Raw genomic sequence first — 24,267 nt, 5'->3', positions numbered from 1 at the left:
ATCCATGGGCATCGGTGACATCGTTGGTGACCTCACTCCGGATTCGGTGGAGAACGCGGTCGAGAAGGGGACCGCGTGGGTGGGCGACCGGGTCGAGGACGCCGGGGGCTGGACCGCCGACCGGCTCGACGACATCGGCTGGGAATCGGGATCCGACTGGGTCCGGGACAAGTCACGCTCCCTCGCCAACCGCATGGGAGCGGAAGTCGACGAGCTCGACCTCGGACAGAGCGAGGACAAGACCAGACTCGTCTACGGATCCCCGTCGAAGCTCCGCTCGACGGCCTCCCATCTGAAGGATCTCCAGAAGGCGTTCGACAATGTCGGTCTGGGACTTGAGGGGCTGGATTCGGACACGCTCAAGGGGCAGATGGCGGACGCGTTCCGGACCACTGTGAAGATCGAGCCGCCGAAGTGGTTCAAGGGCGCAGACGTTTTCGGGAAGGCCGCCGGAGCGCTGGAGTCCTTCGCTTCGACGGTGGAGTGGGCACAGGGGCAGGCGCAGAGCGCGATCGACCTCTGGAAGGCCGGGACGAAGGCGTCTGAGGACGCTCTGGACGCGCACAAGGCAAGCGTCGACGCGTACAACAGGGCCGCAGACCAGTACAACGCGAAGCCCGCCGACAATCGGGACCCGTCGTCCCTGCCGCCAAAGCCGGGTGAGTTCTCCGACCCGGGCAGGGCACGGATGGAGGAGGCCCAGGAACTCCTCGCCGAGGCGCGCAGGCAGCGGAACGCCGCCGCCGAGACCGCCCGCGGCGCGGTAGCGGCGGCACGCGACGCCGCCCCGCCGAAGCCCTCGTACGCCGCTCAGATGGCGGACGGCCTGGCCGAGTACGAGGTGCTGCGGACCCACTTCGGCGCGGGGATCGTCAAGGGCACCGCAGGGCTGGTCACCTTCGCCCGCAGCCTCAACCCCCTAGATCCGTACAACATCACCCACCCCGCCGAGTACGCCCTCGCGCTCAACAACACGGCCGCCGGCCTCGTCATGGTCGCGAACGACCCCGTGGGCGCCGGCAAGCAGATGATCACCGCCTTCATGAAGGACCCCGCCGAGGGCTTCGGCCGATCGGTCCCCGACCTGCTGCTGACCGCCGCCACCGGCGGCGCCGGCGCTGGCATCAAAGGCGCCCGGGTCGCCAAAGAGGCCGCCGACCTGGCCAACGGCGCCCGACGACCGAACAATGCCGCGGACGCTAGCCGCAAGGCCACGGACAAGTGTTGTGGTCGAGAGCCGGTGGACTTCGCGACAGGGCGCATACTGCTCGCCCAGACCGATGTCTCCCTGCCCGGCGCACTCCCTCTGGAGTTCCGGCGGGACTACGAGTCCTCGTACCGGGCGGGCCGCTGGTTCGGCCCTTGCTGGTCCTCAACCATCGACCAGCGCCTGACGGTGGATCCACTGGGTGTGGTCTTCCATGGCGAGGACAATCTCCTGCTGGCCTTCCCTCATCCGGTACCGGGCTTGCCCGCGCTCGCGGAGGCCGGTCCACGGTGGGCACTGGAACGTAACAGCGACGGTGGCTACACGCTCACGGATCCGGAATCAGGCGACATCCGGCATTTCCTGGCGCCCCCGGACGCCGAACCCGGTGGTGACGGCGTAGCACCGTTGGCCGAGATGGCGGACCGTAGCGGCAACACGATCACGGCCGACTACGACGACGAGGGAGCACCGCTCTCCCTCCTTCACTCCGGCGGATACCGGCTGACATTCACCACGAAGAGTGGCCGGATCACCTCGCTCTGGCTGGGTGGTGTCCCACCAGACACCGATGGCACCGATGGCACCGACTCTTCCGGTGGCACCAGGCTGGTCGCCTACGGATATCAGAACGGACACCTCACCTCGGTCACCCGGTCATCGGGCATCCCGCTGCGCTTCGAGCACGACTCCGACGGGCGAATCACCGCTTGGACCGACACCAACGACTCGCGTTTCACCTTTGCCTACGACGAGCGCGACCGCTGCGTCCATCAGACCGGGGCTGCGGGCCATCTGCGTTCGCAATTCACCTACTCGGACCCCGATCCGCGAACAGGAATGCGCACCACGACGGTCACGGACTCCCTCGGCAAGATCTGGCGGTACACGGTCAACCACCTTCTTCAGGTGGTCGTCGAGACCGATCCCACCGGCGCGGCCATACGCACCACCTACGACCGTTACAACCGCCTGCTGACCCGCACCGATCCGACTGGTGCGGTCACACGGTTCGGCTATGACGACAGCGGCAGGCTCACCAGCGTGATCCGCCCTGACGGCACCCGCACGCACGCCGTGTACAACACCGCCGGGAGCCCGGTCGCGTTCACCCAGGAGGATGGGGCCTGCTGGCAGCAGGAGTACGACGATTTCGGGAACCGGCTGTCCGTCATCGACCCGGCCGGGCGCGTTACCCGCTACACACGCGATTCCCTGGGCCATCTCACCTCCATCACCGACCCACAGGGACTGGTGACCCGGCTGCACTCCAACGCGGCCGGTCTGCGCATCGGGCAGGAGGATCCGACCGGTGGACTCACCGTCTATCACAGGGATGCCTTCGGGCGGATTGCCGACTTGGTCCAGCCCGACGGTGCCACGACCAGCTTCGAGTGGACCGTCGAGGGCAGGCTCGCTCGCCGCAGCGGGCCGGACGGCGCAATGGACACATGGACGTACGACGGTGAGGGAAATTGCACCTCTCATCGGGATGCCGTGGGCCGAATCACTCGGTTCGAGTACACCCACTTCGACCTGCTCGCCGCGAGAACCGATCCGGACGGCGCGCGCTACGAACTCACCTATGACACCGAGTTGCGGCTCACTCAAGTGGTCAATCCGCAGGGATTGAATTGGTCCTACGGCTACGACGGAGCCGGAAAGCTGGTCACCGAGACCGACTTCGACGGGCGGACGACCAGCTACCAGGTCGACCATGCGGGCCGGGTCACCGCCCGCCTTGGACCGCACGGTGAGACCGTGCGCTATGAGCGCGATCTTCTCGGGAGAGTGGTCGCCAAGTCCACCACCGACCGCCTCACGCGATACACATACGATCCGGTGGGACGCCTGATCCGCGCCGCGAGTCCCGACAGCGAGCTGATCTATCAGTACAACCGCATGGGGCAGGTCAAGACCGAGTTGGTCGATGGGCGGGCGAGCACCTACGCGTACGACGCGACCGGCCGCCGGACCCGGCGAGTCACACCCAGCGGACAGGTGACCTCGTACTCGTACGACGCGGCGGGCCGGACCTCCAGACTGACGGCCGGCGCTCATGAAGTGGCCTTCACACGTGATGAGTCCGGCCGTGAGTCAGTGCGCCGATATGGGGAGACGCTCGCCCTGACCTCGATGAGAGACGAGTCGGGCCGCATCACGAACCAAGAAGTCCTGGCCGGTCGGCGGAGCCTGAGCCGCCGGAGCTACACCTATCGCGAGGACGGCCATCTCATCGGCGCCGACGACACGCGACACGGACCGCGGCGCTTCGATCTCGATGAGATCGGGCGGGTCACCACCGTCGCCGGCACCAACTGGATCGAGTCGTACAGCTATGACCGAGGAGGTAACCAGACCTCGGCAACCTGGCCCACTCGGCACGCAGATACGGAGGCCAGGGGGCCACGTACGTACACGGGCAACCGTGTCCTTCGCGCCGGCGCGAATCATTACGAACACGACAGCGCCGGGCGGCTGGTGCGGCGTACCCGGCGCAGGGTCTCCAGAAAGCCCGATACCTGGCGCTACTCCTACGACGCGGATGACCAACTCGTCGCGGTCATCACGCCCGACGGAACCCACTGGCGCTACGGATACGATCCGCTGGGGCGGCGTACCCGTAAAGAGCGGCTGGCCGCCGACAACAAAACGGTCCTGGAGCGCGTCGACTTCATCTGGGACGGCACAGTTCTGGCGGAGCAGACCACCACCCTGGCCGATGCCCTCAGCCAAACCACACTGACCTGGGACCATCAGGGTCATACCCCCATCGCCCAGACGGAGCGGCTCACCGATATCGCTGATCGGCGAGAGATCGACGCACGATTCTTCGCCATCGCCACCGATCTCATCGGGACCCCCACAGAGCTCCTCTCCGATCACGGGGACATCGCATGGCACAGCCGTACCACCCTGTGGGGCACCACCACATGGAACGCGGACGCATCCGCGTACACGCCCCTGCGATTCCCCGGGCAGTACTACGACCCCGAGACAGGGCTCCACTACAACCATCACCGCTACTACGACCCCCAGACCGCCCGCTACACCACACCCGACCCGCTGGGCCTGGCCCCCGCGCCCAACCCCTCGACCTATGTCCACAACCCCCATACCTGGAGCGACCCCCTCGGTCTCGCCCCGTACGAAAACAACGGCGGCCTCGGCGGTCTGGTCAAAGTAAACAAACCAGACCCGGCCGCCGACGCGCTCGCCGAGCGCCTCGGCGGTGAGTCCCGGGTGAAGTTCGAGCACGATCCGAAGGGGCGGGAGATCGACGCGATCAGTGATGAGTACGTCGCACAGTCGAAGCCGGAGGGAATGCAGATGGGAAGCGCCCTCCGAAATCAGGCAAAAGCCACCTTCGAATATGCGATACAATCCGGACGAACTCCCTACTTTCACTTCGACGGTGAACCAGGCCCGGGCGTGATAGCCAAGTTGCAAGAATATGGACGCCGTTACGGAGTTGATCCCGTAATCGATACCGACAAACTGAATTGAGAAAAATGTACGAGTTCCATGGCTGGTTCGGTATTGCCGAATCACCTGAGGAGGCGGATGCCGGAGGCCTTGATGAAGGTGTCGCCGGACTGAGGGCGCGGATCGCGGAGATCGACTGGGCCACAGGTGAGGTCGTACTGAACACTCACAACGGCGAGTTCTTCCTCCTGGCCAACGGTCTGATGAATCGCCGCCGCGACGAGGCTGCAGATCTGGACGCCCTGCTGGACCATGTCGCTGCCCGCTTCCCCGGCTCGTGGGGCCTGCTCTACGAACGCTCCGCCGACCTCGACGGCCCTCCGGGGCAGGGTGCCTTTCGCGTCCGTGTCATGGCCAGGGGCCAGATTCATGTCCGTCTGGACCCATTCCTCTCCCCTGTCCGTCCGGTCATCGAAGACTGACCCGGTGCCTGATCCCGCGCCACGCTGGAACTCGGAACGGGCTTTTCCCGCAGCCACTCACCAGAGCGGATGGAGACCACGGGCGGTCCATAGCCGCGAACGTACATACCTGGCCGCGATACCGCAGGGCATGCCGGCAGACGGCATACCCCGTCATCGGTGTTGGGCAGGGGAGGCCGCCTTCGGGCCTGCGGCCAGAGTTAAGGCCAGACCTGCCCGGGGCAGGATGCTCTCGGACCGGGCGCCGCGCCTGAAGGGCGCCCTTGGGCACCACATCGCCGTCTCATCGAGTGCTGTCCCGGGAGCGGGGCCGACTCGCGGGCGGGTGCGGCTTACAAACACCACCTTGGGGCCAGAGGCGACCAGCCGTGCCACAACATGCCAGTCGCAGAGGTGAACAACGGGTCGCCTCCCCTTGCGAATCCGCCCCGAGGCGTACATATGCGCAGGTCCGAGTGACGGTCGATCTCAAGTAGTGGGTGATTCTCAAGCTCAGAGCACGAGTTCGATTGTCGTCACCCACTCCGTGAAGAAGGCCCTGGTCAGAGACCGGGGCCTTTCTTGTTATCTAGACCAATTTCGGGACCCCGCACCACTGGCGCACCACCGCCCCGAGGCGCAGGTCGTGATGCTGCTCAACGGGCGGTTGGAAGCAGCCAACCTTGATCAGCGTTGTCCAAATCCATTCCGGAATTCCTCACCACTCGCGCAGCACCGTGGTGGCAACCAGGTCTCGGGTATTCCGGGCAACCTGGCCGTGCCCCGCGCGGTGCCGCACCACGGCGGCGTCAGCTCTGTGTGGTGTCGCCGTCCGTCTGCTGGGCGTCCTCAGCCGCGGCTGTCTTCTCGCGCATCTTGCGCACCAGCTCCGCCTTCCGGTCGGCGGCGCCCCGGCGGTCGAGGTTGCGGTGCGGGCCGTTGTTCTGCCGTTCGGCACGGGACAGCTTCTTGCGCTGCCCGCCACCCATGCCCACGGGGTTGTTGATGTTCTTGCTCACAGTCACTGGTCCTCCCGGTAGTGGTGTGAAGTGATCTACGGACTCATTGATGGAGACAGGCGCGACGACGTCGAAGGGCATCAGCGGGGCCCATCACACACTCACTCGTAAATCAGCAGCTGGAAGAACATGACAAAGACGTTACCCGGTTCCGCCGACCCCGCACACCAGACATTCGCCGCCCGGGCGTCGGCCGGGCCTTTGGGGAGCACCTGGGGCAATCTCGACGGAGCCCAGGGTCCTCACGGAAAGCCGCCTCCACGCCAACGACTGGGGCCGGGCCTGCCCGGTGGATGATCGGCCGGCGTGATCGCTGTTGGGTGCCGGAAGCACGGCGAAGCACATCGTTCACCAGCATCGGGCGCCTTGGCCGACGGGCCCCTCGGATCGCTGGTCCGAGGGTCCCTGCCGACGGGGCTCAGCCGCATGGACGGGCTATCCGGGTCAGTCCTGACGCTTGAGTTCTCGTACAGCCGCAGGAAGCGCGAGGCACAGGGCGAAGGATGTCGCGAAGCCTCCTCCCCCTGCCAGAAGAAGGTCACTGGTGTCAGCTCCCGACCGGAGCACCACCAGGCTCACGGCGAGTCCGACCACCAGGGAGCAGGCGACGTACAGCGCGAGCCACAGGCGCCATGTGGGTACGGAGCGATTTGTGGATTCGGGCATGGACTCAATCCATTCGGGGGTCATGGGCGAAGGGGGAGAGGGAATCAGTGAGTGGCAGGCCGTCACAGCGGCTCGACCGAGCCGTGCAGCAGATGCTCGGCCAGTTCGCCGCGCAGCCGGCCCAAGGCCGCCGCGTAGGCGGCGTAGGCCTCGGCTCGTTGACCGAGCTCTCCGAGGAGGTGCGCACACTGTCGCTGCTGTTCGATCGGCGGGAAGCGCACGGGCAGGTGCCCGAGAGCGGACGAGCTGAGTGAGGGGGCCGCGGTGGCTGCGGCACGGTGGGACATCCACTCCCGCGCGTTCCGGAGGCCGAGGTAGGTATGGAGATACACAGGGTCGATCACGGCGTCGGGGCGTACGCGCAGACGCGTAACGTTCGAACTGAGCAACCATCCGGCCTGCGGGCCCGCGACGAGCGCGGGTTGTTGCTGCGCCCCCGTACGCACGCAGACGATGTCATTCAGGAGCAACTCGAACTTCTTGAAGCGCTCGGCCAGCTTCCACGGCACACGGCTCCCTGGTTCCGCCACGATCTCGCCTCCGACGAGATCCTGCGGGAACACGAGCGGAACACCAGCGCCCGCCGTGCGTGCCCCTGTGGGAAGGCGGGTGTACGACGGACCGGCCTGGATCTCGCAGAGGTCTGCAAGAACTGCCTCGGTCCAGTCTCCGGCTCCCAAACCCACGCCGTAACCGTTCTCCGTTCCCACTCCCCACTGCTCCAGCAGACGAACCGTGTCCGTATGCTCCGCCACCTCGTCACTGGCTTCGCGCAGTCGAGCCGCAACAGGGGCAGTGCCGTAGTTTCCGCCTCCCAGGTAGTCGGCGGGGCGCAGCGAATACTCCTCGCCGACGATGTCCGCGCGCGCCACCACGGCAGCCGAGAAACCCCGGTCGGCGGCCCGGATCGCAATGCTCTCGGCGTCCGGGCACGCCTCTTCGTAGAGCCATGGGCGGACCACTGCCGAGATCGCATCGCGATCCGTCTCCCGCAGCACGCGCCGACGTCGGAGTCTCTCCCCCAGTTCCTGAGCGTCTACGAACAAGATGCCCTCTCGCACCGGATGCTCGGCACGTCGCAGCAACCATAGAGACACCGGCACAGGCGTAGCGGAGAACAGATGGGACGGCAGTGTGATGACGCACTCCACAGCGCCCCTCCGGACAAGGGCACCCCGGATCTCGCGCTCGGCGGTGTTCACCGAGTTACCCGCCTTCACCGGCATGACCAACGCTGCTCGACCGCCGGGTACCAGCGCGTCGAGAACGTACTGCACCCAGGCGAAATTGTCGTTGCCCCTCGGTGGTGATCCGTACGGCCAGTTTCCCGTCCGGCGCCCGGGGCCGGGTGCGTCGCTCATGTTGAACGGAGGATTAGTCAGCACGACATCGGCGGTGTGCTCACGGGGCGGTGGCCATCGGTCGGATCGGGTGCTGGTCAATCTCGGCCGCACGCCGAGGTGGAGAAGGTACAGACTGGCGACTGCCTGCAGCCGACCGTCGAGGGTCTCGCCGTACACGGTTCCGTGCCCGGCCCCGATGTGCCGGTGGGCAGCCGCCAGCATCTCTCCGCCCCTTGTGTAGGGGTCCAGCACCGTGGCCTTCTGCCCCGAGGTCAGCAGCAGTTCCGCGGCCAACGACGCGAGGCCCACCGGGCTGCAGAACTCCGAGCTCTGCAGCCCCTCCCGGGCGCTGAACGCCTCCCACACGAGCTGGAAGGCACCGACGCCGGTGTCCGCCGCCGTCCGCACTGCCGTGGTGAGGTCGTCCCAGCTTCGCGGTTCCAACTGCATCAGGCTGCTCCGCATATCGGTGCGATCGCCGTTCCGACGCAGCGTGTACTGGGCCGTGTCACCGAGGGAGCGGAGTAGCCATTGCCCATCTCGGACGCCTTGACCTGCCGACATGGCGTCCTCGATCCGGCGCCACCGCTCCGGCTCCGCATGCCGTACATACATGACAACGAGGCAGAGATTCACGTAATCCGCCATCGTCGCCGGGCCCCGGACCCGATCCGCGAGTCTGCCCATCAGTCGGTCGACGGCCTTCTTGTCCTCGACCCCGGGCTGCTGGGCGCTGCGCCCTACGGATTTCGGTTCCGCACCCGGTCGATCGCCGCCGGCCCGGGCGAACCGATCGGCATAGGTGGTTCCCGCCGGCTCCCCGTCGAGCAGTTGCGGTAGTGGAATGGTGCGGCCCGCAAACCATCGCGCGATCTCGGCCTCGTGGAAGAGCTCCGTGTCGCCGGAGCGCACCGGGGCCGGGAAGTCCTTGTGCCGCCGGGCCCAGTTCGACACGGCCGGTCGTCTGACACCGACACGGTCCGCGATCTGGGTTCGGGTAATGAGACCGGTCTGTTCATGGTGTTCCAACTCCACGGTGACTCCACAAGGTTGGTGTGCGCTGCCGATGTGAGGACCGTATGAGGAAGACAGAGCGAAGACCAAGTGCGCATTCACAGTGCTCACTTTCTCGCTAGGGCGAAACAGTGGAGCACATGCCATCTTGAGGCCGCCATCAGGGCGAGGAACCAGGCACACACTGCGGCCATCAGCCGACCTGTGACCGAACTTCGCCCTGGGCTCATCGCGATTACAGGGGTTAACAGATTTCTCCATCAGCGTGAGCAGCACGCGATGAACAGGGCCTCGACCCGTTCGGCCGATTCGACAACGTCTCCGGCTACGTGGCGGAGGCCGTAGCCCGCCAGATCCGGCACCAGCTTCTGGGGGACGATCTGCGGCGCCATGAAGAGGAGCACGGCCGCTTCAGCGACGAGGGGCCGGCAAGGCCCACGCGAAGGTCTTCGGTTCCGACGGCTCCTCCCACGGCACGGACGCCGCATGAGTGAGCGTATCGAGACCGTTGTCCTGGGCTCGGAAGGCCCGTCCGCCGGGATCGCGCAGGACCGCCGCTGGGGCCGAGGTCGCGCTGCGGCAGCCGAAACCGGTTGCCTTGCTGACGTCCGACAGTGACGACATGACCGAGCTCTGCGGCAGGCAGGTCCGGATCATCCCCTCTGAGCCACCGGCGCACTTCGCGTGGTTGCGGCGCGTGCCGGACGTCTTCGGTACGGCCCCGGCGGTGGGCTCAGGTGAAGAGGAACGCAAGCGTGGTGGCCGCGCCGAGGGATGCTCCGGCGAGTGTCTGGGGCACCGTGTGGTAGGTCAGGGCGACCCGGGACCAGCACACGGCGGCCGTGATCGAGTAGGCGATCAGCCACCACGGCGAGTGGACCGCGGCCAGCAGGGCCACGACCGCGGAGGCCACGGCGGAGTCCACCGAGATCTTCCAGACGGTGTTCACCGCGAGCAGGCCGATGGTCATCACCCAGAGGCCCAGCATCGCGATCAGGATGGGCGTGGGCGCGTCGCCGAGGAGCATGATCATCGAGCCGGTGCCGATGGAGCCGAGGATGACGAAGAAGATCGGGGCCCGCTGGGTGCGATCGACCACGTGGCGGTCGCCCCAGGTGCCTCGTTTGCGCTCCCATTCGATGTAGCCGGCGGGGATCAGGCCGGCGCACAGGGCGCCGAGCAGGCCCCACAGCAGGCCGGTCCAGTGACCGGCCGCGGCCAGGCCGATTCCGAGCATGCCCGTGAGCAGGACATTGCGCGGCTGAAGGACGTCGGTGACGACGCGGGCCGCGGCGGTGGTGGTCGTGGTGGTGGTGTGGGTCACGCGCTGTGCTCCAGACCGGACCGCAGAACGACGCGGGTCCGCTGTTCGGGGATGGCCTTGTAGGCGGCGGCCACCCGTACCAGCCAGGCGACCTCGCCGTCCTGGTCGGTGGCGTGCTTGGTCTCGAAGGCCGCGGCCTTCCCGGCGGGCGCGCCCTCGGCCTTGGCGATCAGGGCCGCTTTGATCCAGTAGGCGTCGGCGAGCGAGCCGGCCTTCCCGGGGTCCGTACCCTCGCCCGCTGCGGCCTCGTGGGCGGCGGTCAGCAGGCTGTCGGGGACGTAGTGACGCAGCTTCTCGACCGCGTCCGCGATATCGGCCGCCCAGCGGTCGACGCGCAGGTCCGCGGGAGTGTCGAAGCGGGTCAGCTCCCGGGCGAGCGACGCCGGCGGGGCGAACGGCTGGTCGGGGAAGGCCGTCATCAGCTCGCGCCACAGCGGATGCAGATTCACCTGGGCCCGCCACAGCCGGACCCGCCGCCAGCCCTTGCTGAAGGCGGGGATGGAGGCACCGAGCGCGAAGAAGACGAAGAGGACCACTTGGGCCGCCTCGGTGGCCTTGTCGAAGGTCAGCGCGAAGCTCTCGCCGGGCTGGTCGATCACGCTGATCCACAGGAATGCGGTCCGGCTGAGGGTGTAGGCGACACCGATGAACATCGCGAAGGTCATCATGCCGAGGCCCACCCGGAGGTGGCGCACCCGTGTGTCCGCGGTGGCCAGGGCCCACTGATAGGCACAGACGGCGGACGCGGCGCCCAAGTACAGGTAGAAGACGCTCATATAGAGCGTGGCACCCCACTGGCCCGCGTGTTCGGCCACGAACCGGTCCGTGGGGACCGAGCGGTCCACCACCGTGAAGAAGAGCACGGTCAGGAGGACGAGGGTGACCACGGAGGCTTTGGTGGCCACCCGTTGGATGAGCCGGGCGAACCGGACATGGCGCGGAATCTCCCCGTCCTTCGGGAAGTGACCGTAGATGGCGACGATGTAACTGAGGATCGCCAGGATGGCGATGGTGGACGTGTAGTGCTTGATCAGCACCGCGAGGTCCACGACGGGGCTGTTGTTGAGATTGACCCGGACCACGTGGGTCTTGGTCCACAGGGCGATGGCGAAGCCCGCGTAGCAGCCCCACAGAGCCCGGCGGCGCTTGTCCTCCTCGTCACCCCAGAGCGCGGCCGGCATGCGCCACAGGGCAACGGCGGTCATCAGACCGGCGACGAGGTAGCCGGCGAGGTCGAGTGCGGTCACGTGGGTTCCTCGGGGTGTTCTGCGGGGTGTTCTGCGGGGTGTTCTGCGGAGGGGAGAAAAGCGACGGCGTTCTCGGGCAACGGCCCGGGGGCTCTCCGGCGGCGACGCTACGAGCGGCGGAAGAAGGTACGGAGGGAGAGTGCGCGACGCCGGTGGGCGACCGGCCGGGAGAGCGAGTTCGCCAGCCGTCCGACCATGTCGTCGCTGGTCACGTCTCTGGCCATACGCGGGATGAGGGAGGCGCCGAATTCGGCGACCCGTTCGTCGTGCGTGCCGTACTGGGCACGGGCCTGGACCGAGTCGGAGGCGAGTACCCGCCCGATCAACGAGGTGTCGAACACCGGCAGCAGTCGCCGCATCTGGTCCGCGTCCAGGCTGGTGCCGTGGTCGAACCACTCGTGGCAGAGCTCGTGCAGGATGACATGTTGGGTCTGGTACGCGGTGGGACGACGCCGGTAGAGGACGTAACTGGTGGTGCCGGACTTCAACCGCAGACCGCAGGCCGCGTTGACGCGCGCCAGCCGTTCGGGCAGCTCCTGGAGGACGATGGTCCGGCCGCGTGCCGCCTCCATGTTCGCCACCAGGCCCTCGATGGTGAAGGGCGCAGGTATGGGGAGGTCAGCCAGTCCGGCTTCGCACTCTTTGCGCAGTTCACGCAGGGACATTGAGGCCTCTTGGTCGTCGTCACGCGCGTATCACACGCGGTCGGCGAGTCTAGCCAACACCGTTCGCCCGTACGGAGCCCGTTCGCGCTACGTCCCGTCCTGGCCGCCGTCGTCCACGGCCTCGGCCCGCTGCCTGGCCTTGGTGTCCGCCAGCAGGGAGAGGGCGAACTCCAGGAGTTCCGCCGGGAGTCCGTCGTCGTCGACGCCCCGGCCCGCCACGCCTCCGATCTCACCGGTGCGCCGCATGGCGAGGAACTGGAGCCCGGCGACCACGTCGCCGACGACCTCCGACTCCTCCTTGAAGAACCGCCAGTCCACGCCGAAGCCCAGTCCGAGCGCCTTGAGGATCTCCTCGGAGGGCTGTGTGACCTTCCCGGCCAGGATGTTCGAGAAGTAGCTGTGGGAGAGCGAGCCTCCGCGCTCCTTGACCAGCTCGGCGAAGATCCGCCCGGACACCTTCTGACCCGGGAAGGTCTTCACCAGCATGTACTCGACCTTCTGCCGCAGCGTCCGCAGTTCAGGCGTGTGCTCTTCGCCGATGTCCATCCGGTTACCTACGTTCACCTCATACACCGGCGCGAGTGTCCGGCTTGCGCAAACAATCTACGCCACTGTTAACTTCAAAAAACACGGCCAGGGGGCCACAGGGGAGTCCCCTGTCCGTGCTTGTCTTCCGCGCGCCGTGCGTTCGGCACGCGGCCGAAGCAGGTGTAGCCCTTCGCGACGGGGGATGCGCGAAGGGCTACACCCGTGCAGTATGCCAGCCCCTCAGGAACCGTTCCACAGCGCGTCTGTGACGGTCCACGGCGCCCCTCGGGCAGGGTCGCCGCCTTGGACACCGCCGCGGCCGTCGCCTTGAACGCCGCCATGGCCGTCGCCTTGAACGCCCGCTCCGGCGAACGACGGTGGATCCGCCCCGCCGCCCCTCCGGCACCCGGTCGGAGACCATCGGCCCCCGGGGCGACGGCGCCCGGGGGCCCCGGGTCGTGACCGCTCATGCGACCGGTCCGGCGTCGTCGCCGCGCTCGGGGTGGATGAATATCTGCGTTCGCGGTCTGAGAATTTCACGCCCCCCGCGGAGAAGGTTTTTGCAGCAAACACGCAGGGGGAAATATCTCACCCCACAAGCCACCGCAACGTGCTACTGTCGAGATCGGTTGCAGTTTTGGTACCCAAGAACTTCAAGCGCCTCCAGTCGGCCTCCGCGCCGCATGAAGGCGCTTCGTATTTCCGGTCATTTCCGGGCAGGGCATCATCGCGGCGACGCGGTTTCCGCACAGTGCGGATTCCGATGTACTGCACAGAGGAGATATGACATGGCTGCTGGCACCGTGAAGTGGTTCAACGCGGAAAAGGGCTTCGGCTTCATCGAGCAGGACGGTGGCGGCCCGGACGTGTTCGCCCACTACTCGAACATCGCCGCCCAGGGCTTCCGCGAGCTCCAGGAGGGCCAGAAGGTCAACTTCGACATCGCGCAGGGCCAGAAGGGCCCGACGGCCGAGAACATCGTTCCTGCCTGACGCCGGCGCGTATTCTCACAGCCAGGGCCCGCATCCCTCGGGGTGCGGGCCCTGGCTGCACGCATTTCCGCAGCGGTTCAGCTGCGGCAGGAGTCCGCAGGGGCACAGCCCCTTCCGCGCCTCACCCGTTGATGCGCCTGGTTCACTTCCACGCCCATCACCTGTTTCCGCTTGCGCCGACATGAATTTCGCACGGCTCAAGTTTGTTTTCGAATGCAATCCGGCCCGTTCCTGTGATTCTCCGCGCTGTTCATTCGCTGCTGGAGTTCCTCGATACGCGCCGTATCGAGGAAGGTTCTGAATGAACCCCACACGTACGAACGGCCGCTCCTCCGGCGCCCGCCGCCGCTCCGGCGGCCCCGCCTTCGGCTCCACCTCCGGTTCGGGTCGTGGCAGTCGCTTCGGTTCGTCCGCCCCGAAGCGCTCGGGAGGCCACAGCCGACGGCCGGCCGCAGTGCAGGGAGAGTTCGCCCTGCCGAAGACGATCACTCCGGCGCTGCCCGCCGTCGAGACCTTCGCCGACCTCGACATGCCCAAGGAGCTCCTGGCCGCGCTCACCGCGCAGGGCGTGTCCGTACCGTTCCCGATCCAGGGCGCGACGCTGCCGAACTCCCTGGCGGGCCGTGACGTCATGGGCCGCGGCCGGACCGGCTCCGGCAAGACCCTCGCCTTCGGACTGGCCCTGCTGGCCCGCACCACCGGGCAGCGCGCCGAGCCCCGTCAGCCGCTGGCACTGGTCCTGGTCCCCACCCGGGAACTCGCCCAGCAGGTCACCGACGCCCTCACCCCCTACACCCGGGCCGTGAAGCTGCGCCTGGCCACCGTCGTCGGCGGGATGTCGATCGGCAGGCAGGCGTCCGCGCTGCGTGGTGGCGCGGAAGTCGTCGTGGCCACCCCCGGCCGACTCAAGGACCTCATCGACCGCGGTGACTGCCGACTGAACCGGGTGGCGATCACCGTCCTCGACGAGGCCGACCAGATGGCCGACATGGGCTTCATGCCGCAGGTCACGGCACTCCTGGACCAGGTCCGCCCCGAGGGCCAGCGCATGCTGTTCTCGGCGACCCTGGACCGCAACGTCGACCTCTTGGTCCGCCGCTACCTCACCGACCCCGTCGTCCACTCCGTGGACCCCTCCCAGGGCGCGGTCACCACGATGGAGCACCACGTCCTGCATGTGCACGGTGCCGACAAGCACCGGCTGACGGCGGAGATCGCGGCGCGCGAGGGCCGAGTGATCATGTTCCTGGACACCAAGCACGCCGCGGACCGCCTCACCCAGGATCTCCTCGACTGCGGTGTCCGAGCGGCCGCCCTGCATGGCGGGAAGTCGCAGCCGCAGCGCACCCGCACCCTCGCCCGGTTCAAGACCGGGCACGTCACCGTCCTCGTCGCGACGAACGTCGCGGCCCGCGGCATCCACGTCGACAACCTCGACCTCGTCGTCAACGTCGACCCGCCGACCGACCACAAGGACTATCTCCACCGCGGCGGCCGTACCGCGCGAGCCGGCGAGTCCGGCAGCGTCGTCACCCTCGTGACCCCCAACCAGCGCCGCGACATGACCCGTCTCATGACGGCCGCCGGTATCGTGCCCCAGACGACCCAGGTCCGCTCCGGTGAGGAAGCGCTGCGCCGGATCACCGGTGCCCGGACGCCTTCCGGCATCCCCGTGACGATCACCCCGCCGCCGGCCGAACAGCGCAAGCGCGGCGCGACCTCACGCGGTCGGCGCGGCTCCGCTTCGGCTGCCCGGCGCGGCAACGCGCGACGTACCGCCGTCGACACTGCGGCCTGACACCGCGCGATTCGGCAGCTTTACCATCTCCGTAGAAGCCCAGTCCGTGTCTGATCCGCTTCGCCACGCCGGAACCATCCCTTCCTCTCCCTGTGAGGCATCGTGCGCTGTGTCATCGCCCGTTTCCCCTTCGAGCTCACCAAGAACGGCGTCCTGACCTCCATGAAGGGCGTCAAGCCCGAGGAGGTCACCGGCGAGTCCGTGGTCATCGGCCGTCGCACCTACCCCGCCAAGCAGGTCGGCCAGGTCATCACCGGCCAGGACCGACGCGATTTCAGCGCCGCCGAAGTCGTCCGGGCCATGACCAAGCTCGGCTTCACCTGTCACGGCCTTCCCCAGGCCACCACGCCCGCCCCCGCCCCCGACCCGCTCCAGCACGCCTCCGCGGCGCTCGGAGCCCCTACGGCGGCCTGACCGCGGACCGCAAACCCGCGACCGCGGACCGCGGATCGCGGAAGAACGTGGGCTGACCTCGAACAGCCAAGAGGGCCCGCCCGGCACATGCCGGGCGGGCCCTCCCGCGTATCGGTGAGTCGCTCCACTCGTGGCGGGCCGGCGGTACCGGTACCGCCGACGGCGGCCGGGTCGGGTCCGCGGACACAGAAGGCCGGCTCGGTATCAGGGTCGGCAAGTGGTGTAGTAGTTCCTTCGGGGCCTTGGTGCCGTACGGCAGCGGGGCCCCGCAACGCGTTCCACGAGAGAGGTCCAATGACAGCAGGCGACTCGTACGACCGTCTCGACGACGACGACTACCCCGCCTACACGATGGGCCGGGCCGCCGAGATCCTCGGCACCACCCAGGGTTTCCTCCGCGCCATCGGGGAAGCCCGCCTCATCTCCCCCCTGCGCTCCGAGGGAGGCCACCGCCGCTTCTCCCGCTACCAGCTGCGCATCGCCGCCCGCGCCCGGGAACTCGTCGACCAGGGCACCCCCATCGAGGCCGCGTGCCGCATCATCATCCTCGAAGACCAGCTCGAAGAAGCCCAGCGCATCAACGCCGAATACCGCCGCGCGGCCGGATCGGCGGACCCGCCGACCGCGGACTGAGACGGTGCGCGCCCGCCGGACACCGGCGGGCCCCGCGCACATCGGCCCCTCGCGCACAACGGCGTTGCCTCCGCTGTGCGGAACCGTCGCCGGGGTGCTACCAGGACGGCATCATCGAGTCCGGGTAGCGCGAGCCGGCCGCGCCGCCCGGGAGGATCCGGTGGATACGGGCGAGGTCCTGCAGGGTGAGCGTCACATACGCCGCGGCGGTGTTCTGGGCGACCCGTTCGGGGCTGCGGGTTCCGGGGATGGGGACGATGTCGTCGCCCTGGGCCAGCAGCCAGGCGAGTGCGAGCTGGGTGACGGAGATGTGCTTCTCGTCGGCGAGCAGGGTCAGCTCGCGCACCGCGGACAGGTTCTTCTCGTAGTTTCCTGGCTGCCAGCGGTCGTCGAAACTGCGCATGTCATCCGCCGGATAGTCGGCGGCGGGCTTCACCGCACCGGTCAGGAAGCCCCGGCCCAGGGGCGAGTAGGGTACGAATCCGATGCCCAGCTCCCGTACGACCGGCAGCACCTCGGCCTCCACCGCGCGTTCGAACACCGAGTACTCGGTCTGGAGCACCGACACCGGATGCACGGCGTGTGCCCGCCGGATGATGTCCGGGCCCGCCTCGCTCAGACCGAAGTAGCGGACCTTGCCTTCGGCGATCAGTTCGCCGACCGTGCCCGCCACGTCCTCGATGGGTACATTCGGGTCCACCCGGTGCTGGTACAGCACATCGATATGGTCCGTTCCCAGATAGCGCAGGCTGTTCTCGGCGACCTCCCGGATGTGCTCCGGACGGCTGTCCAGCTTGTTCCCGACGTTCTGCGGATCGCTCAGATCGAAGCCGAACTTGGTGGCGACGACGACCTCGTCGCGGAAGCCCTCCACGGCACGGCCGAGCAGCCGCTCGTTGCTGCCGGTGCCCATGCCGTACAGCTCGGCGGTGTCGAAGAGGGTCACGCCCAGTTCGTACGCCCGGCGGATGGCGGCGGTCCCGCCTTCCTCGTCCCCGGCGCCGTACGCCATCGTCATACCCATCGTGCCGAGGCCGATCGCACCGACTCGCAGGCCCTGCGTGCCGAGCTCGCGGTGCGGGAGGTTCGCGTTCTGTGTCATGCCGTGAACGTTAGGTCCGCGCCCGCCCGCGGTCATGGGGCGCGAGCCGCATAGAATTGCCTGATCCTCTCAGCAAGGGAGCACCGCATGCTGGATCGGCTTTCGGCGGCCGTCGCCCGCCACGGTGTCGGGCTGTGGTCCGAGACGGCGGTCCCTCGTCTCTCCCTGGTCACGCTCGACGAGCCGAGCGCCCCCGCCGACCTGCTGTACGACCCGATGGTCTGTTTCATAGCCGATGGCGCCAAACGAGCCGTCGCGGGTGAGCGGAGCTGGACGACCGGGCGCGGTGACATGTTCCTCAATACGCTCCGGGTGCCGGTCACCGCCTCGTGCGAGCAGGTTCCGTACCGCTCGGTGGTCATGCGGCTCGACGGCAGGGCGCTCACGGAGCTGCTTCTGGAGTTCGGCGAGTCGAGCCCCCGTCCGCTGCCCGGTGACGACGGGCAGTTCACCGCGGCGATGACTCCGGAACTCGTCGACGCGGTCACCCGGTGGGTGCGGCTGCTGGACGCCCCGGAGGACATCGGACCGCTGGCGACGCGTATCGAGAGTGAGATCCTGTACCGGCTGCTCGGCAGTCCGCTCGGTCCGGCCCTGCGCCAGTTCACGCTGGCGGACTCGGGAACGGCCCGGGTGCGCGCGGCGGCGGCGTGGATCTGCGAGCACTACACCGAGCCGCTGTGCGTCGCCGAGATCGCGGCCGTCGCGCATATGAGCACCGCTACCCTGCACCGCCGTTTCAAGGCCGCCACCGGTATGAGTCCGCTCCGCTTCCAGAAGCAGCTGCGGCTCCAGGAGGCCAGGCGGCGGCTGGCGGCGGGTGAGGCCACGGCGGCGTCGATCGCGGAGGCCGTCGGTTATGTGAGCGCGACCCAGTTCAGCCGGGAGTACCGGAGCGTCTACGGCCTGCCGCCGATGCGGGACGCGGCACGGCTGCGGGGCGGGACTCCTCGTGACCATGTCACCGGGCCGTGACGGCGGTGTCCTGGATCGGAGGATCCGGGATCCCCTCGGCCGGCAGACCCCTCCTAGTGAGTGAGCCGCAGCCACCACCGATGACCCGGGGGACTTCATGTCCGACATCCGCCGCAAGGCGTTCCTCGCCCTCGCCGCCCTCGTGTGCAATGTCCTACTGATGACCGTGTACGAGGGCGGGGCCAAGGGCGCCGACGCCGTGCGGCAGAGCGTCGGCGGGGCGGGGCAGAGCCTGGGGCGGTGAACCGGTGGAACCTGGCGGCGGGGGCGAGGTGGTCAGCGGCGGTTGCGGGCCGAGAGGATCAGGCCGTCCAGGTCCACCGGGCGCCAGCGGTCGCGGCCCGCGGTGCGGACCGCCCAGCCCTGTTCGTTGGGGGCGGGTTCGACCAGGACGGCCTGGCCGTCGCCGATACGGGTGGCGAGGAGTTCCCATAGGCGGTCCCGGACGCGGCGGCTCGGATTGCCGACGAAGACACCGGCGTCGACCTCGACCATCCAGCGGGTGAGATGGCCGCGGAGGCCCTCGGGGGCGGCGATCAGGACGATGACGGTCATCCGCTCTGCTCCGGCTCCGGCTCCGGCTCGGGGTCCGTGGGGTCGGGGCCGATGACCGCGATATGGCGTTCGCCCATATCGGCCGGGGTCAGGGTCGGGGCCGGGGCCGGGTTCGCGGACGGCTCGGGGGAGTCTTGTGGAGAGGCGGCGTCCGAAGCCCAGTTGACGCCCGCGGCGACCGATCCAAGGCGTTCGTCCCAGAGCTCGCTCGTTTCCGGGGTGTCGAAGTCCGTGCCGGGCGGGTTCAGCAGGCTCTTGACATCGGTCACGATCCGGCCGAGCAGCTTCGTCCCGGCGATCTGGTCGCGGAGGCCGACCCGGGCGTCCCGTTCCTCGGTGAGTCCCCGCGCCGTGAGGTCGAAGGCGAGGGGGATCGTGTACTCGGCCTTGTAGAGGTCGGCGACGTCCAGGACGAAGGAGATCGCGGAGCCGGTGTGGACGAAGCCGAGTCCGGGGCTCGCGCCGAGTCCGACGATCACGGCATGGCAGATGCCGTACAGGGCGGCGTTGGCGGCGGAGAGCAGCCGGTTGAGGTCGTCACCCGCGGCGAACGCGTCGCCCGCCTTGTAGACGCGGCCGTCCCAGCGGACCCCGGTACGGCGGGAGTGCTCCTGGTAGAGCTTGCGGATACGGGCGCCCTCGCGCCCCCGGAGCTGCTGCATCGTGGCGCGGGACACGTCTTCGCCGGGGAACCGCATGCCGTACATGGCGCGGGCGACACCGAGTCGTTCCTTGGGCCGCGTGACCAGCCATGCCTGCCGGTGGAGCAGGCCGGAGCCGCGGCTGGGGCCGAGGCCCGCCGCGTACATCCGTACGCCCTGTTCACCGACCCAGCAGACCGCGGTACCGGAGTCCGCGAGCAGCCGGATCGCGCCGTGGGTGACGCGGGTGCCGGGGCCAAGCAGCACGACGGCGATCATGGCGGCCGGGATCCGTACCGTCTCCCGCTTGTTGATCACGACGACGGCGTTCTCGTCGCGGTCGAGATGGCTGCGTTCCACATAGACGCTGGAGACCCGGTCGACGATGCGGTGCAGATCGTGGGGGTCGGCCTTCCACCAGATGTCGGCCACGGCTCAGCCCTCCCGGCCCGGAAGAGGCGCGAGCGTGAGGAGTCCGCAGCCGTACGCCTTCGACGGGCCGATCCCGTCGAGGAGGCGGGCGGTGAACAACGCGGGGTCGGTGACGCGGAGGCGGCCTTCGAAGGTGGCGCTCTGGAAGGTGACGCCGGGACCCTTGCCGTTCTTCTTGAAGGAGTGGCGGTGGCGGGCCGTGACACGTACCTCGCGGAGCGGGTCCGGCGTACGGGATTCCCTGCCCGATTCCGATTCCGATTCCGGTTGCGGCGGGTCCGCCGGGCCGGGCTGTTCGACACCAGGGGCGGGGGGATCGGTGCGGGAGACCGGGACGTCGAAGCCCCAGCGTTCCGTACGGCTCAGGAACCAGGCGAGCTGGGCGCCGACCGTGCGATGACCGAGGCGGAAGCCCCGTACCCGCTTGTTCTCCGTATGGGAGGCGATCCGCGCGGCCTGGGCGGGGGTGGGGCGCTGCGGGGACTGGGTGTTCTGGACCGGGCTCGCGGTGAGGCGGAAGGCGAACTCTCGGCCGGTCGCGATCTGGGCGAGAAGCGGGGCGTACTCGCGGATCGCCACGTGTTCCCCCTCGGCGCCGGGCCAGCCGGCCCGTTCCACGACATGGGTCCAGTCCGGCTTGGAGCGGGTGAGGACGTACAGGTAGGGCCGGTGCGGATTGTCCGCGTCCAGCCGCCACAGGACGCGTTCGCCGACGGGACCGGGAGTGCCGTCGGGGACACCGCCCAGGACGGCGCCGTGCATGGCCCGCGGATTGGACAGCAGCTTCCGGCTCTCGGCGCGGAGGGGATTGATACGGATACGGGAGAGATACGTCATCGCGGTCACCAGCCCAGCAGGGCGAAGGGGTCGTGTCCGGCCTCGCCGGAGGCATCGGGGTCGGAGTCGGGGTCGGAGTCGGGGTTCGGGAAGCCGGTCGGGACGCTCAGCCAGCCGTGGCGGACGCGTCGGCTGGTGAAGCGGCGGGCGTACGGGTCGAACGAGACGGGTGCGTCGTGGGCGATGTCGTCGCCGTCGGGATCCTCCAGGGTGACCGAGCAGTCGATACGGGCCGGATACAGCGGGCGGCCGAGCCCTCGTTCCCGGCCGAGCCGGGACGCGTACTGTTCGCCCGCCCGCCGCGTCACCAGCCACGGCTGCTCCGTCAGCGCCTCCTCCAGGCCCGTTTCCCGCAGACCGAGGGATACCGGCTGGGTGGGCGGGCAGGAGCGGCGGCCCAGCGCGAGCGGGAACGCGGGGGCCCGGAGGGCGAGATCGAGCGCGCTCAGCAGGGCGCGCGGCCCGGCGACCGCGGCAAGGAAGACCGCGTCCTGGAGGTAGTAGCGGGTCGTCACATGTGTGTGCTTCACGGGTGACGTCGGCTTCTGCGTCCCCTTGGCGGTCACACCGGACTGGGGCAGCGGGCGCCCCCGGTAGTCACCGACCGTGTGGTAGTCCCGGAGCAGGGTGCCCGGCTGGTCGACGCGGATGCCGAGCCGTAGCTCCGGCAGTTCGCCCAGCGGGTCCTCCCGGGCGACGCCCGCGGCGGCGGCAAGCAGGCCGACGACCCCCGACTTGGTGGGCTCCGGGCTGGTCTCGCGGCGGTTGAAGGCGCTGCGTACGCCCCAGGACTGGAGTGGACCGGCGAGCCGGATGAGGAGGACCGCGTCGTCGCCGGGCGGTGGGAATTCGCCGGGCGGGGGCGGGCCGGAACCGGGGTCGGCACCGGAGTCGGCAACGGGATCGGCAACGGAGTCGGCAGCCGGGGAAGTCATCGGGCGGCCTGCTGGAGGGTGTCGGTGAGGTGGGCCCGCAGACCGCCCAGGAGCTGTGGGAAGGCGACCGGCGCGCCGAACGTCGCCGTCAGCAGTTCGGCCGTGTCACCCGACTCGGCGAAGGTGTGGCAGACGCCGGTGAACGACGGTTCGTCGCCCCAGCAGCGCGTGGCCCTGCCGTGCTCATGGGCCAGGCCGCGCGCGGACGCCTCCGCGATGCCCGACGGAACGCTGACCGGCTCCTCGAAGGCGGAGACGAGATTGACCGGCTGATCGGACCGTACGGAGACGGCGACCAGGCTCGGCAGGGTGCGGTGCGCGAAGGAGTTGCCGTAACCGGTGGGCATGGAGCGGGCGAAGGAGGTCACGAACTCCCCGACGGCGGTGACCGCCGCCTCGTCGTCCGCGAGATTGTGCCGGAGCTGGTGCAGGCCGACGGAGGCGTAGCGGTAGAGCGTGGCGGAGTTGAAGCCGATGGTGCCGATCATCCCGGCGCCGGTCTCCTCGTCCGTCTGCTCGTCGTCGACCGCGGTGAAGTAGTCGAATTCCAGCTCGACCGCGTGGGTCGACAGGGCGTGGGCCACCTGCGTCGCGGCGTCGACGTTCAGGGCGGGGATATCGGCGACCATACGTCCGAAGAGGGCGACGTCCATCGGGTGCCCGGTGCTGAACTTCTCCTGGACGGGCATCACCTTGATCTCCTCGGCGAGCCCGTCGTCGTCCAGCGCCGCGAGCTCCGCGGCCCGGTCCCGTACCAGCTCCGCGACAGCCGCGAGCTGGCGGCGACCGTAGAAGAACAGATACGCGGTGTCCCCGTCCTTCTTCCCTGCGCTGATCTTCAACCGTGCCAGCAGCGCGTTCGCGAGCCGGGCCGCCGCCTCGTCGTCGAGGCCGGTGGTGCCGGCGGCGATCTGCTCGGTGAGGGCGGTGCCGATGCGCCGGGTACGGGTCGCCAGGTCCTGCTCCGGGATCCGTTCGGCGAAGTGGGTACGGGTGGACCGCTTCCATGCCTGCGACGAGACCCGGGAACGGCGTACCCCGCCGAAGTACGCCTCCTTGGGGTTGCCCTGGTCGTCACGGTTGAGGTTGGCGGGCGGCACCGTTTGCAGGATGTGGACGTCGATGTACGTACGGGGCGCGGGCAGCGCCATGGCGGCCTCCGGTCGGTTCTGTTGGGGCTGTCGGTCCTGACAGTTCTGTCGGTCGGGGGGCGTGGTGGTTGTCGGTGGGTCGGGCGGTGCGGTGGGTCGAGCGGTGCGGTGCGTCGGCCGTCGCTCCGCCGCGGGGGCGGTTTCCGGCCGGGGAGTTACGAGTCCTCCGGCGGGGCGCCGGCGTCCGCGCGGGCGCCCCAGGCGTGGTACGCGAGCCCCCAGCGGCGCCGGACCTGCTGTCTGGCTCCCGGGGTCGTCCAGCGCTGGATGTCCAGAAGCAGCTGGTCGTAGTCCACGGGCTGTTCCACGGAGCGGAGTTGTGTGACCAGCCCGCGCAGCCGGTAGACCAGGGCGGAGACGGAGGTGGTCTGGACGGCGGCCGCCACCCGCCGGTCGACGGCCTCCTTGCCGAACCGCTCGGTGCGGTGCAGGGCGCGCAGCGCCGTGCCCATGGGGATTCCGGGCTTGTGCATGGGCCTGCTCTGACTCTGCTGATGGAGTCCGTAGAGCGCGAGGGCCGCGTGCTCGGCCTCCAGCTCGGGGGTGACCCGGCCGTCGACGGGGCTGGTGTAGAAGGGCCAGAGTTCGGGGACCGTACCGGCCGGTCGTCCCAGACCCGCACGCAGGGCGGCCAGGTCTTCGCCCGGTGCGCGCGTCTTGGCGCCGCTCAGGGGGTCGGTCCGCCAGTCGCCACGGGCATCCACGCGCCGGGTCCAGTAGCGGCGTGCGGCGGGTTCTGGCTGTGCGGTGGTGGACACGGCGGTTCCCTTCGGTCGGCTCGGCGTGAGGCCCGATGCGTTGATGGTGTGATGACGAGACCGGGCGGCAGGGGCGGCAGGGGGCCACGGCGGCTCCAAGGTCGCAACGGGCCGCCGACGGCCCGGGCTCCGGGCTCCCGGGCC

Annotated in this window: 22 protein-coding genes; 8 read left to right on the top strand and 14 right to left on the bottom strand. The window is 68.8% G+C overall.

Features of this window, described 5'->3' with window-relative positions; genetic code table 11:
* Positions 1-4: 4 nt before the first annotated feature.
* Both ACFXG1_RS00345 and ACFXG1_RS00340 read left to right on the top strand, forming a co-directional pair.
* Positions 5-4,714: a putative T7SS-secreted protein gene (locus ACFXG1_RS00345; RefSeq protein WP_384708450.1), complete on the top strand. Its 4,710-nt coding sequence runs from the start codon at positions 5-7 to the stop codon at positions 4,712-4,714.
* 5 nt (positions 4,715-4,719) lie between these two features.
* Entirely contained in the window at positions 4,720-5,115 is a 396-nt protein-coding gene (locus tag ACFXG1_RS00340; RefSeq protein WP_384708447.1) for an Imm7 family immunity protein, read from the top strand.
* 788 nt (positions 5,116-5,903) lie between these two features.
* Here ACFXG1_RS00340 and ACFXG1_RS00335 read toward each other — a convergent pair.
* The 7 genes from ACFXG1_RS00335 to ACFXG1_RS00305 all read right to left on the bottom strand — a co-directional run bounded on the left by ACFXG1_RS00335 (position 5,904) and on the right by ACFXG1_RS00305 (position 12,918).
* The gene (locus ACFXG1_RS00335) at positions 5,904-6,119 is read right to left on the bottom strand and encodes a DUF6243 family protein (protein ID WP_384708444.1); all 216 of its coding nucleotides are present in this window, start codon (positions 6,117-6,119) and stop codon (positions 5,904-5,906) included.
* 722 nt (positions 6,120-6,841) lie between these two features.
* Positions 6,842-9,157, bottom strand: coding sequence for an N-6 DNA methylase (locus ACFXG1_RS00330; RefSeq protein ID WP_384708437.1), 2,316 nt, complete (start codon positions 9,155-9,157; stop codon positions 6,842-6,844).
* A 239-nt stretch (positions 9,158-9,396) separates the two neighbouring features.
* A complete protein-coding gene (locus ACFXG1_RS00325; protein ID WP_384708477.1) occupies positions 9,397-9,540 on the bottom strand; it encodes a hypothetical protein in 144 nt (47 codons plus the stop codon).
* A 329-nt stretch (positions 9,541-9,869) separates the two neighbouring features.
* On the bottom strand, positions 9,870-10,373 hold the full coding sequence (locus tag ACFXG1_RS00320; RefSeq protein WP_384708474.1) for a hypothetical protein: 504 nt from the start codon (positions 10,371-10,373) through the stop codon (positions 9,870-9,872).
* An 83-nt stretch (positions 10,374-10,456) separates the two neighbouring features.
* Positions 10,457-11,707, bottom strand: coding sequence for an MAB_1171c family putative transporter (locus ACFXG1_RS00315; RefSeq protein WP_384708434.1), 1,251 nt, complete (start codon positions 11,705-11,707; stop codon positions 10,457-10,459).
* A 107-nt stretch (positions 11,708-11,814) separates the two neighbouring features.
* Positions 11,815-12,372, bottom strand: a complete 558-nt coding sequence (locus ACFXG1_RS00310; RefSeq protein ID WP_384708431.1) for a toxin — start codon at positions 12,370-12,372, stop codon at positions 11,815-11,817.
* A gap of 87 nt (positions 12,373-12,459) precedes the next feature.
* Positions 12,460-12,918: a hypothetical protein gene (locus ACFXG1_RS00305; RefSeq protein ID WP_384708428.1), complete on the bottom strand. Its 459-nt coding sequence runs from the start codon at positions 12,916-12,918 to the stop codon at positions 12,460-12,462.
* A gap of 770 nt (positions 12,919-13,688) precedes the next feature.
* Between ACFXG1_RS00305 and ACFXG1_RS00300 the strand changes: the two genes are divergently transcribed.
* The 4 genes from ACFXG1_RS00300 to ACFXG1_RS00285 all read left to right on the top strand — a co-directional run bounded on the left by ACFXG1_RS00300 (position 13,689) and on the right by ACFXG1_RS00285 (position 16,737).
* Positions 13,689-13,892 (top strand): cold-shock protein, encoded by a 204-nt coding sequence (locus ACFXG1_RS00300; RefSeq protein ID WP_031141049.1) that lies wholly within the window; start codon positions 13,689-13,691, stop codon positions 13,890-13,892.
* 301 nt (positions 13,893-14,193) lie between these two features.
* Complete coding sequence (locus tag ACFXG1_RS00295; protein ID WP_384708425.1) at positions 14,194-15,690, top strand: DEAD/DEAH box helicase; 1,497 nt, start codon at positions 14,194-14,196, stop codon at positions 15,688-15,690.
* A 102-nt stretch (positions 15,691-15,792) separates the two neighbouring features.
* Entirely contained in the window at positions 15,793-16,104 is a 312-nt protein-coding gene (locus tag ACFXG1_RS00290; protein ID WP_384708422.1) for an SCO5918 family protein, read from the top strand.
* 294 nt (positions 16,105-16,398) lie between these two features.
* Complete coding sequence (locus tag ACFXG1_RS00285) at positions 16,399-16,737, top strand: MerR family transcriptional regulator (protein WP_384711167.1); 339 nt, start codon at positions 16,399-16,401, stop codon at positions 16,735-16,737.
* A 97-nt stretch (positions 16,738-16,834) separates the two neighbouring features.
* Here the strand turns inward: ACFXG1_RS00285 and ACFXG1_RS00280 are convergent, their stop codons facing one another.
* The gene (locus tag ACFXG1_RS00280; protein ID WP_384711169.1) at positions 16,835-17,839 is read right to left on the bottom strand and encodes an aldo/keto reductase; all 1,005 of its coding nucleotides are present in this window, start codon (positions 17,837-17,839) and stop codon (positions 16,835-16,837) included.
* A gap of 87 nt (positions 17,840-17,926) precedes the next feature.
* Between ACFXG1_RS00280 and ACFXG1_RS00275 the strand changes: the two genes are divergently transcribed.
* Together ACFXG1_RS00275 and ACFXG1_RS00270 are read left to right on the top strand one after the other, a co-directional pair.
* Positions 17,927-18,814 carry an AraC family transcriptional regulator N-terminal domain-containing protein gene (locus ACFXG1_RS00275; RefSeq protein ID WP_384711172.1) on the top strand — a complete coding sequence of 296 codons (888 nt, stop codon included), beginning with the start codon at positions 17,927-17,929 and terminating at the stop codon, positions 18,812-18,814.
* Positions 18,815-18,911: 97 nt separating this feature from the next.
* Positions 18,912-19,058 (top strand): hypothetical protein, encoded by a 147-nt coding sequence (locus ACFXG1_RS00270; RefSeq protein ID WP_384711176.1) that lies wholly within the window; start codon positions 18,912-18,914, stop codon positions 19,056-19,058.
* Between the two features lie 32 nt (positions 19,059-19,090).
* On the opposite strand, the gene cas2e is transcribed toward ACFXG1_RS00270, so the two are convergent.
* The 6 genes from cas2e to casB form a co-directional block, all read right to left on the bottom strand.
* Complete coding sequence (cas2e, locus tag ACFXG1_RS00265) at positions 19,091-19,369, bottom strand: type I-E CRISPR-associated endoribonuclease Cas2e (protein WP_384711179.1); 279 nt, start codon at positions 19,367-19,369, stop codon at positions 19,091-19,093.
* Positions 19,366-20,442: a type I-E CRISPR-associated endonuclease Cas1e gene (cas1e, locus tag ACFXG1_RS00260; protein ID WP_384711182.1), complete on the bottom strand. Its 1,077-nt coding sequence runs from the start codon at positions 20,440-20,442 to the stop codon at positions 19,366-19,368. Before cas1e ends, cas2e begins: the two co-directional genes overlap by 4 nt.
* Before the next feature lie 3 nt (positions 20,443-20,445).
* On the bottom strand, positions 20,446-21,279 hold the full coding sequence (gene cas6e / locus ACFXG1_RS00255; RefSeq protein WP_384711200.1) for a type I-E CRISPR-associated protein Cas6/Cse3/CasE: 834 nt from the start codon (positions 21,277-21,279) through the stop codon (positions 20,446-20,448).
* 5 nt (positions 21,280-21,284) lie between these two features.
* A complete protein-coding gene (cas5e, locus tag ACFXG1_RS00250) occupies positions 21,285-22,214 on the bottom strand; it encodes a type I-E CRISPR-associated protein Cas5/CasD (protein ID WP_384739918.1) in 930 nt (309 codons plus the stop codon).
* Positions 22,211-23,365 carry a type I-E CRISPR-associated protein Cas7/Cse4/CasC gene (cas7e, locus tag ACFXG1_RS00245; RefSeq protein ID WP_384711188.1) on the bottom strand — a complete coding sequence of 385 codons (1,155 nt, stop codon included), beginning with the start codon at positions 23,363-23,365 and terminating at the stop codon, positions 22,211-22,213. The genes cas5e and cas7e overlap by 4 nt, the downstream gene beginning before the upstream one ends.
* 155 nt (positions 23,366-23,520) lie before the next feature.
* A complete protein-coding gene (gene casB, locus ACFXG1_RS00240; protein ID WP_384711191.1) occupies positions 23,521-24,123 on the bottom strand; it encodes a type I-E CRISPR-associated protein Cse2/CasB in 603 nt (200 codons plus the stop codon).
* Positions 24,124-24,267 lie beyond the last annotated feature (144 nt).

The organism is Streptomyces sp. NPDC059248 (genome assembly GCF_042753905.1).
Lineage (GTDB): Bacteria > Actinomycetota > Actinomycetes > Streptomycetales > Streptomycetaceae > Streptomyces.
This window is presented reverse-complemented; position numbering and strand designations above follow the sequence as displayed.

Bases quoted from the DNA above. Each gene is read 5' to 3' on its own strand.
- ACFXG1_RS00345 (WP_384708450.1), top strand. From the start codon at position 5: ATGGGCATCGGTGACATCGTTGGTGACCTCACTCCGGATTCGGTGGAG.
- ACFXG1_RS00340 (WP_384708447.1), top strand. From the start codon at position 4,720: ATGTACGAGTTCCATGGCTGGTTCGGTATTGCCGAATCACCTGAGGAG.
- ACFXG1_RS00320 (WP_384708474.1), bottom strand. From the start codon at position 10,373: ATGCTCGGAATCGGCCTGGCCGCGGCCGGTCACTGGACCGGCCTGCTG.
- ACFXG1_RS00310 (WP_384708431.1), bottom strand. From the start codon at position 12,372: ATGTCCCTGCGTGAACTGCGCAAAGAGTGCGAAGCCGGACTGGCTGAC.
- ACFXG1_RS00305 (WP_384708428.1), bottom strand. From the start codon at position 12,918: ATGGACATCGGCGAAGAGCACACGCCTGAACTGCGGACGCTGCGGCAG.
- ACFXG1_RS00300 (WP_031141049.1), top strand. From the start codon at position 13,689: ATGGCTGCTGGCACCGTGAAGTGGTTCAACGCGGAAAAGGGCTTCGGC.
- ACFXG1_RS00295 (WP_384708425.1), top strand. From the start codon at position 14,194: ATGAACCCCACACGTACGAACGGCCGCTCCTCCGGCGCCCGCCGCCGC.
- ACFXG1_RS00285 (WP_384711167.1), top strand. From the start codon at position 16,399: ATGACAGCAGGCGACTCGTACGACCGTCTCGACGACGACGACTACCCC.
- ACFXG1_RS00280 (WP_384711169.1), bottom strand. From the start codon at position 17,839: ATGACACAGAACGCGAACCTCCCGCACCGCGAGCTCGGCACGCAGGGC.
- ACFXG1_RS00275 (WP_384711172.1), top strand. From the start codon at position 17,927: ATGCTGGATCGGCTTTCGGCGGCCGTCGCCCGCCACGGTGTCGGGCTG.
- ACFXG1_RS00270 (WP_384711176.1), top strand. From the start codon at position 18,912: ATGTCCGACATCCGCCGCAAGGCGTTCCTCGCCCTCGCCGCCCTCGTG.
- cas2e (WP_384711179.1), bottom strand. From the start codon at position 19,369: ATGACCGTCATCGTCCTGATCGCCGCCCCCGAGGGCCTCCGCGGCCAT.
- cas6e (WP_384711200.1), bottom strand. From the start codon at position 21,279: ATGACGTATCTCTCCCGTATCCGTATCAATCCCCTCCGCGCCGAGAGC.
- cas5e (WP_384739918.1), bottom strand. From the start codon at position 22,214: ATGACTTCCCCGGCTGCCGACTCCGTTGCCGATCCCGTTGCCGACTCC.
- cas7e (WP_384711188.1), bottom strand. From the start codon at position 23,365: ATGGCGCTGCCCGCGCCCCGTACGTACATCGACGTCCACATCCTGCAA.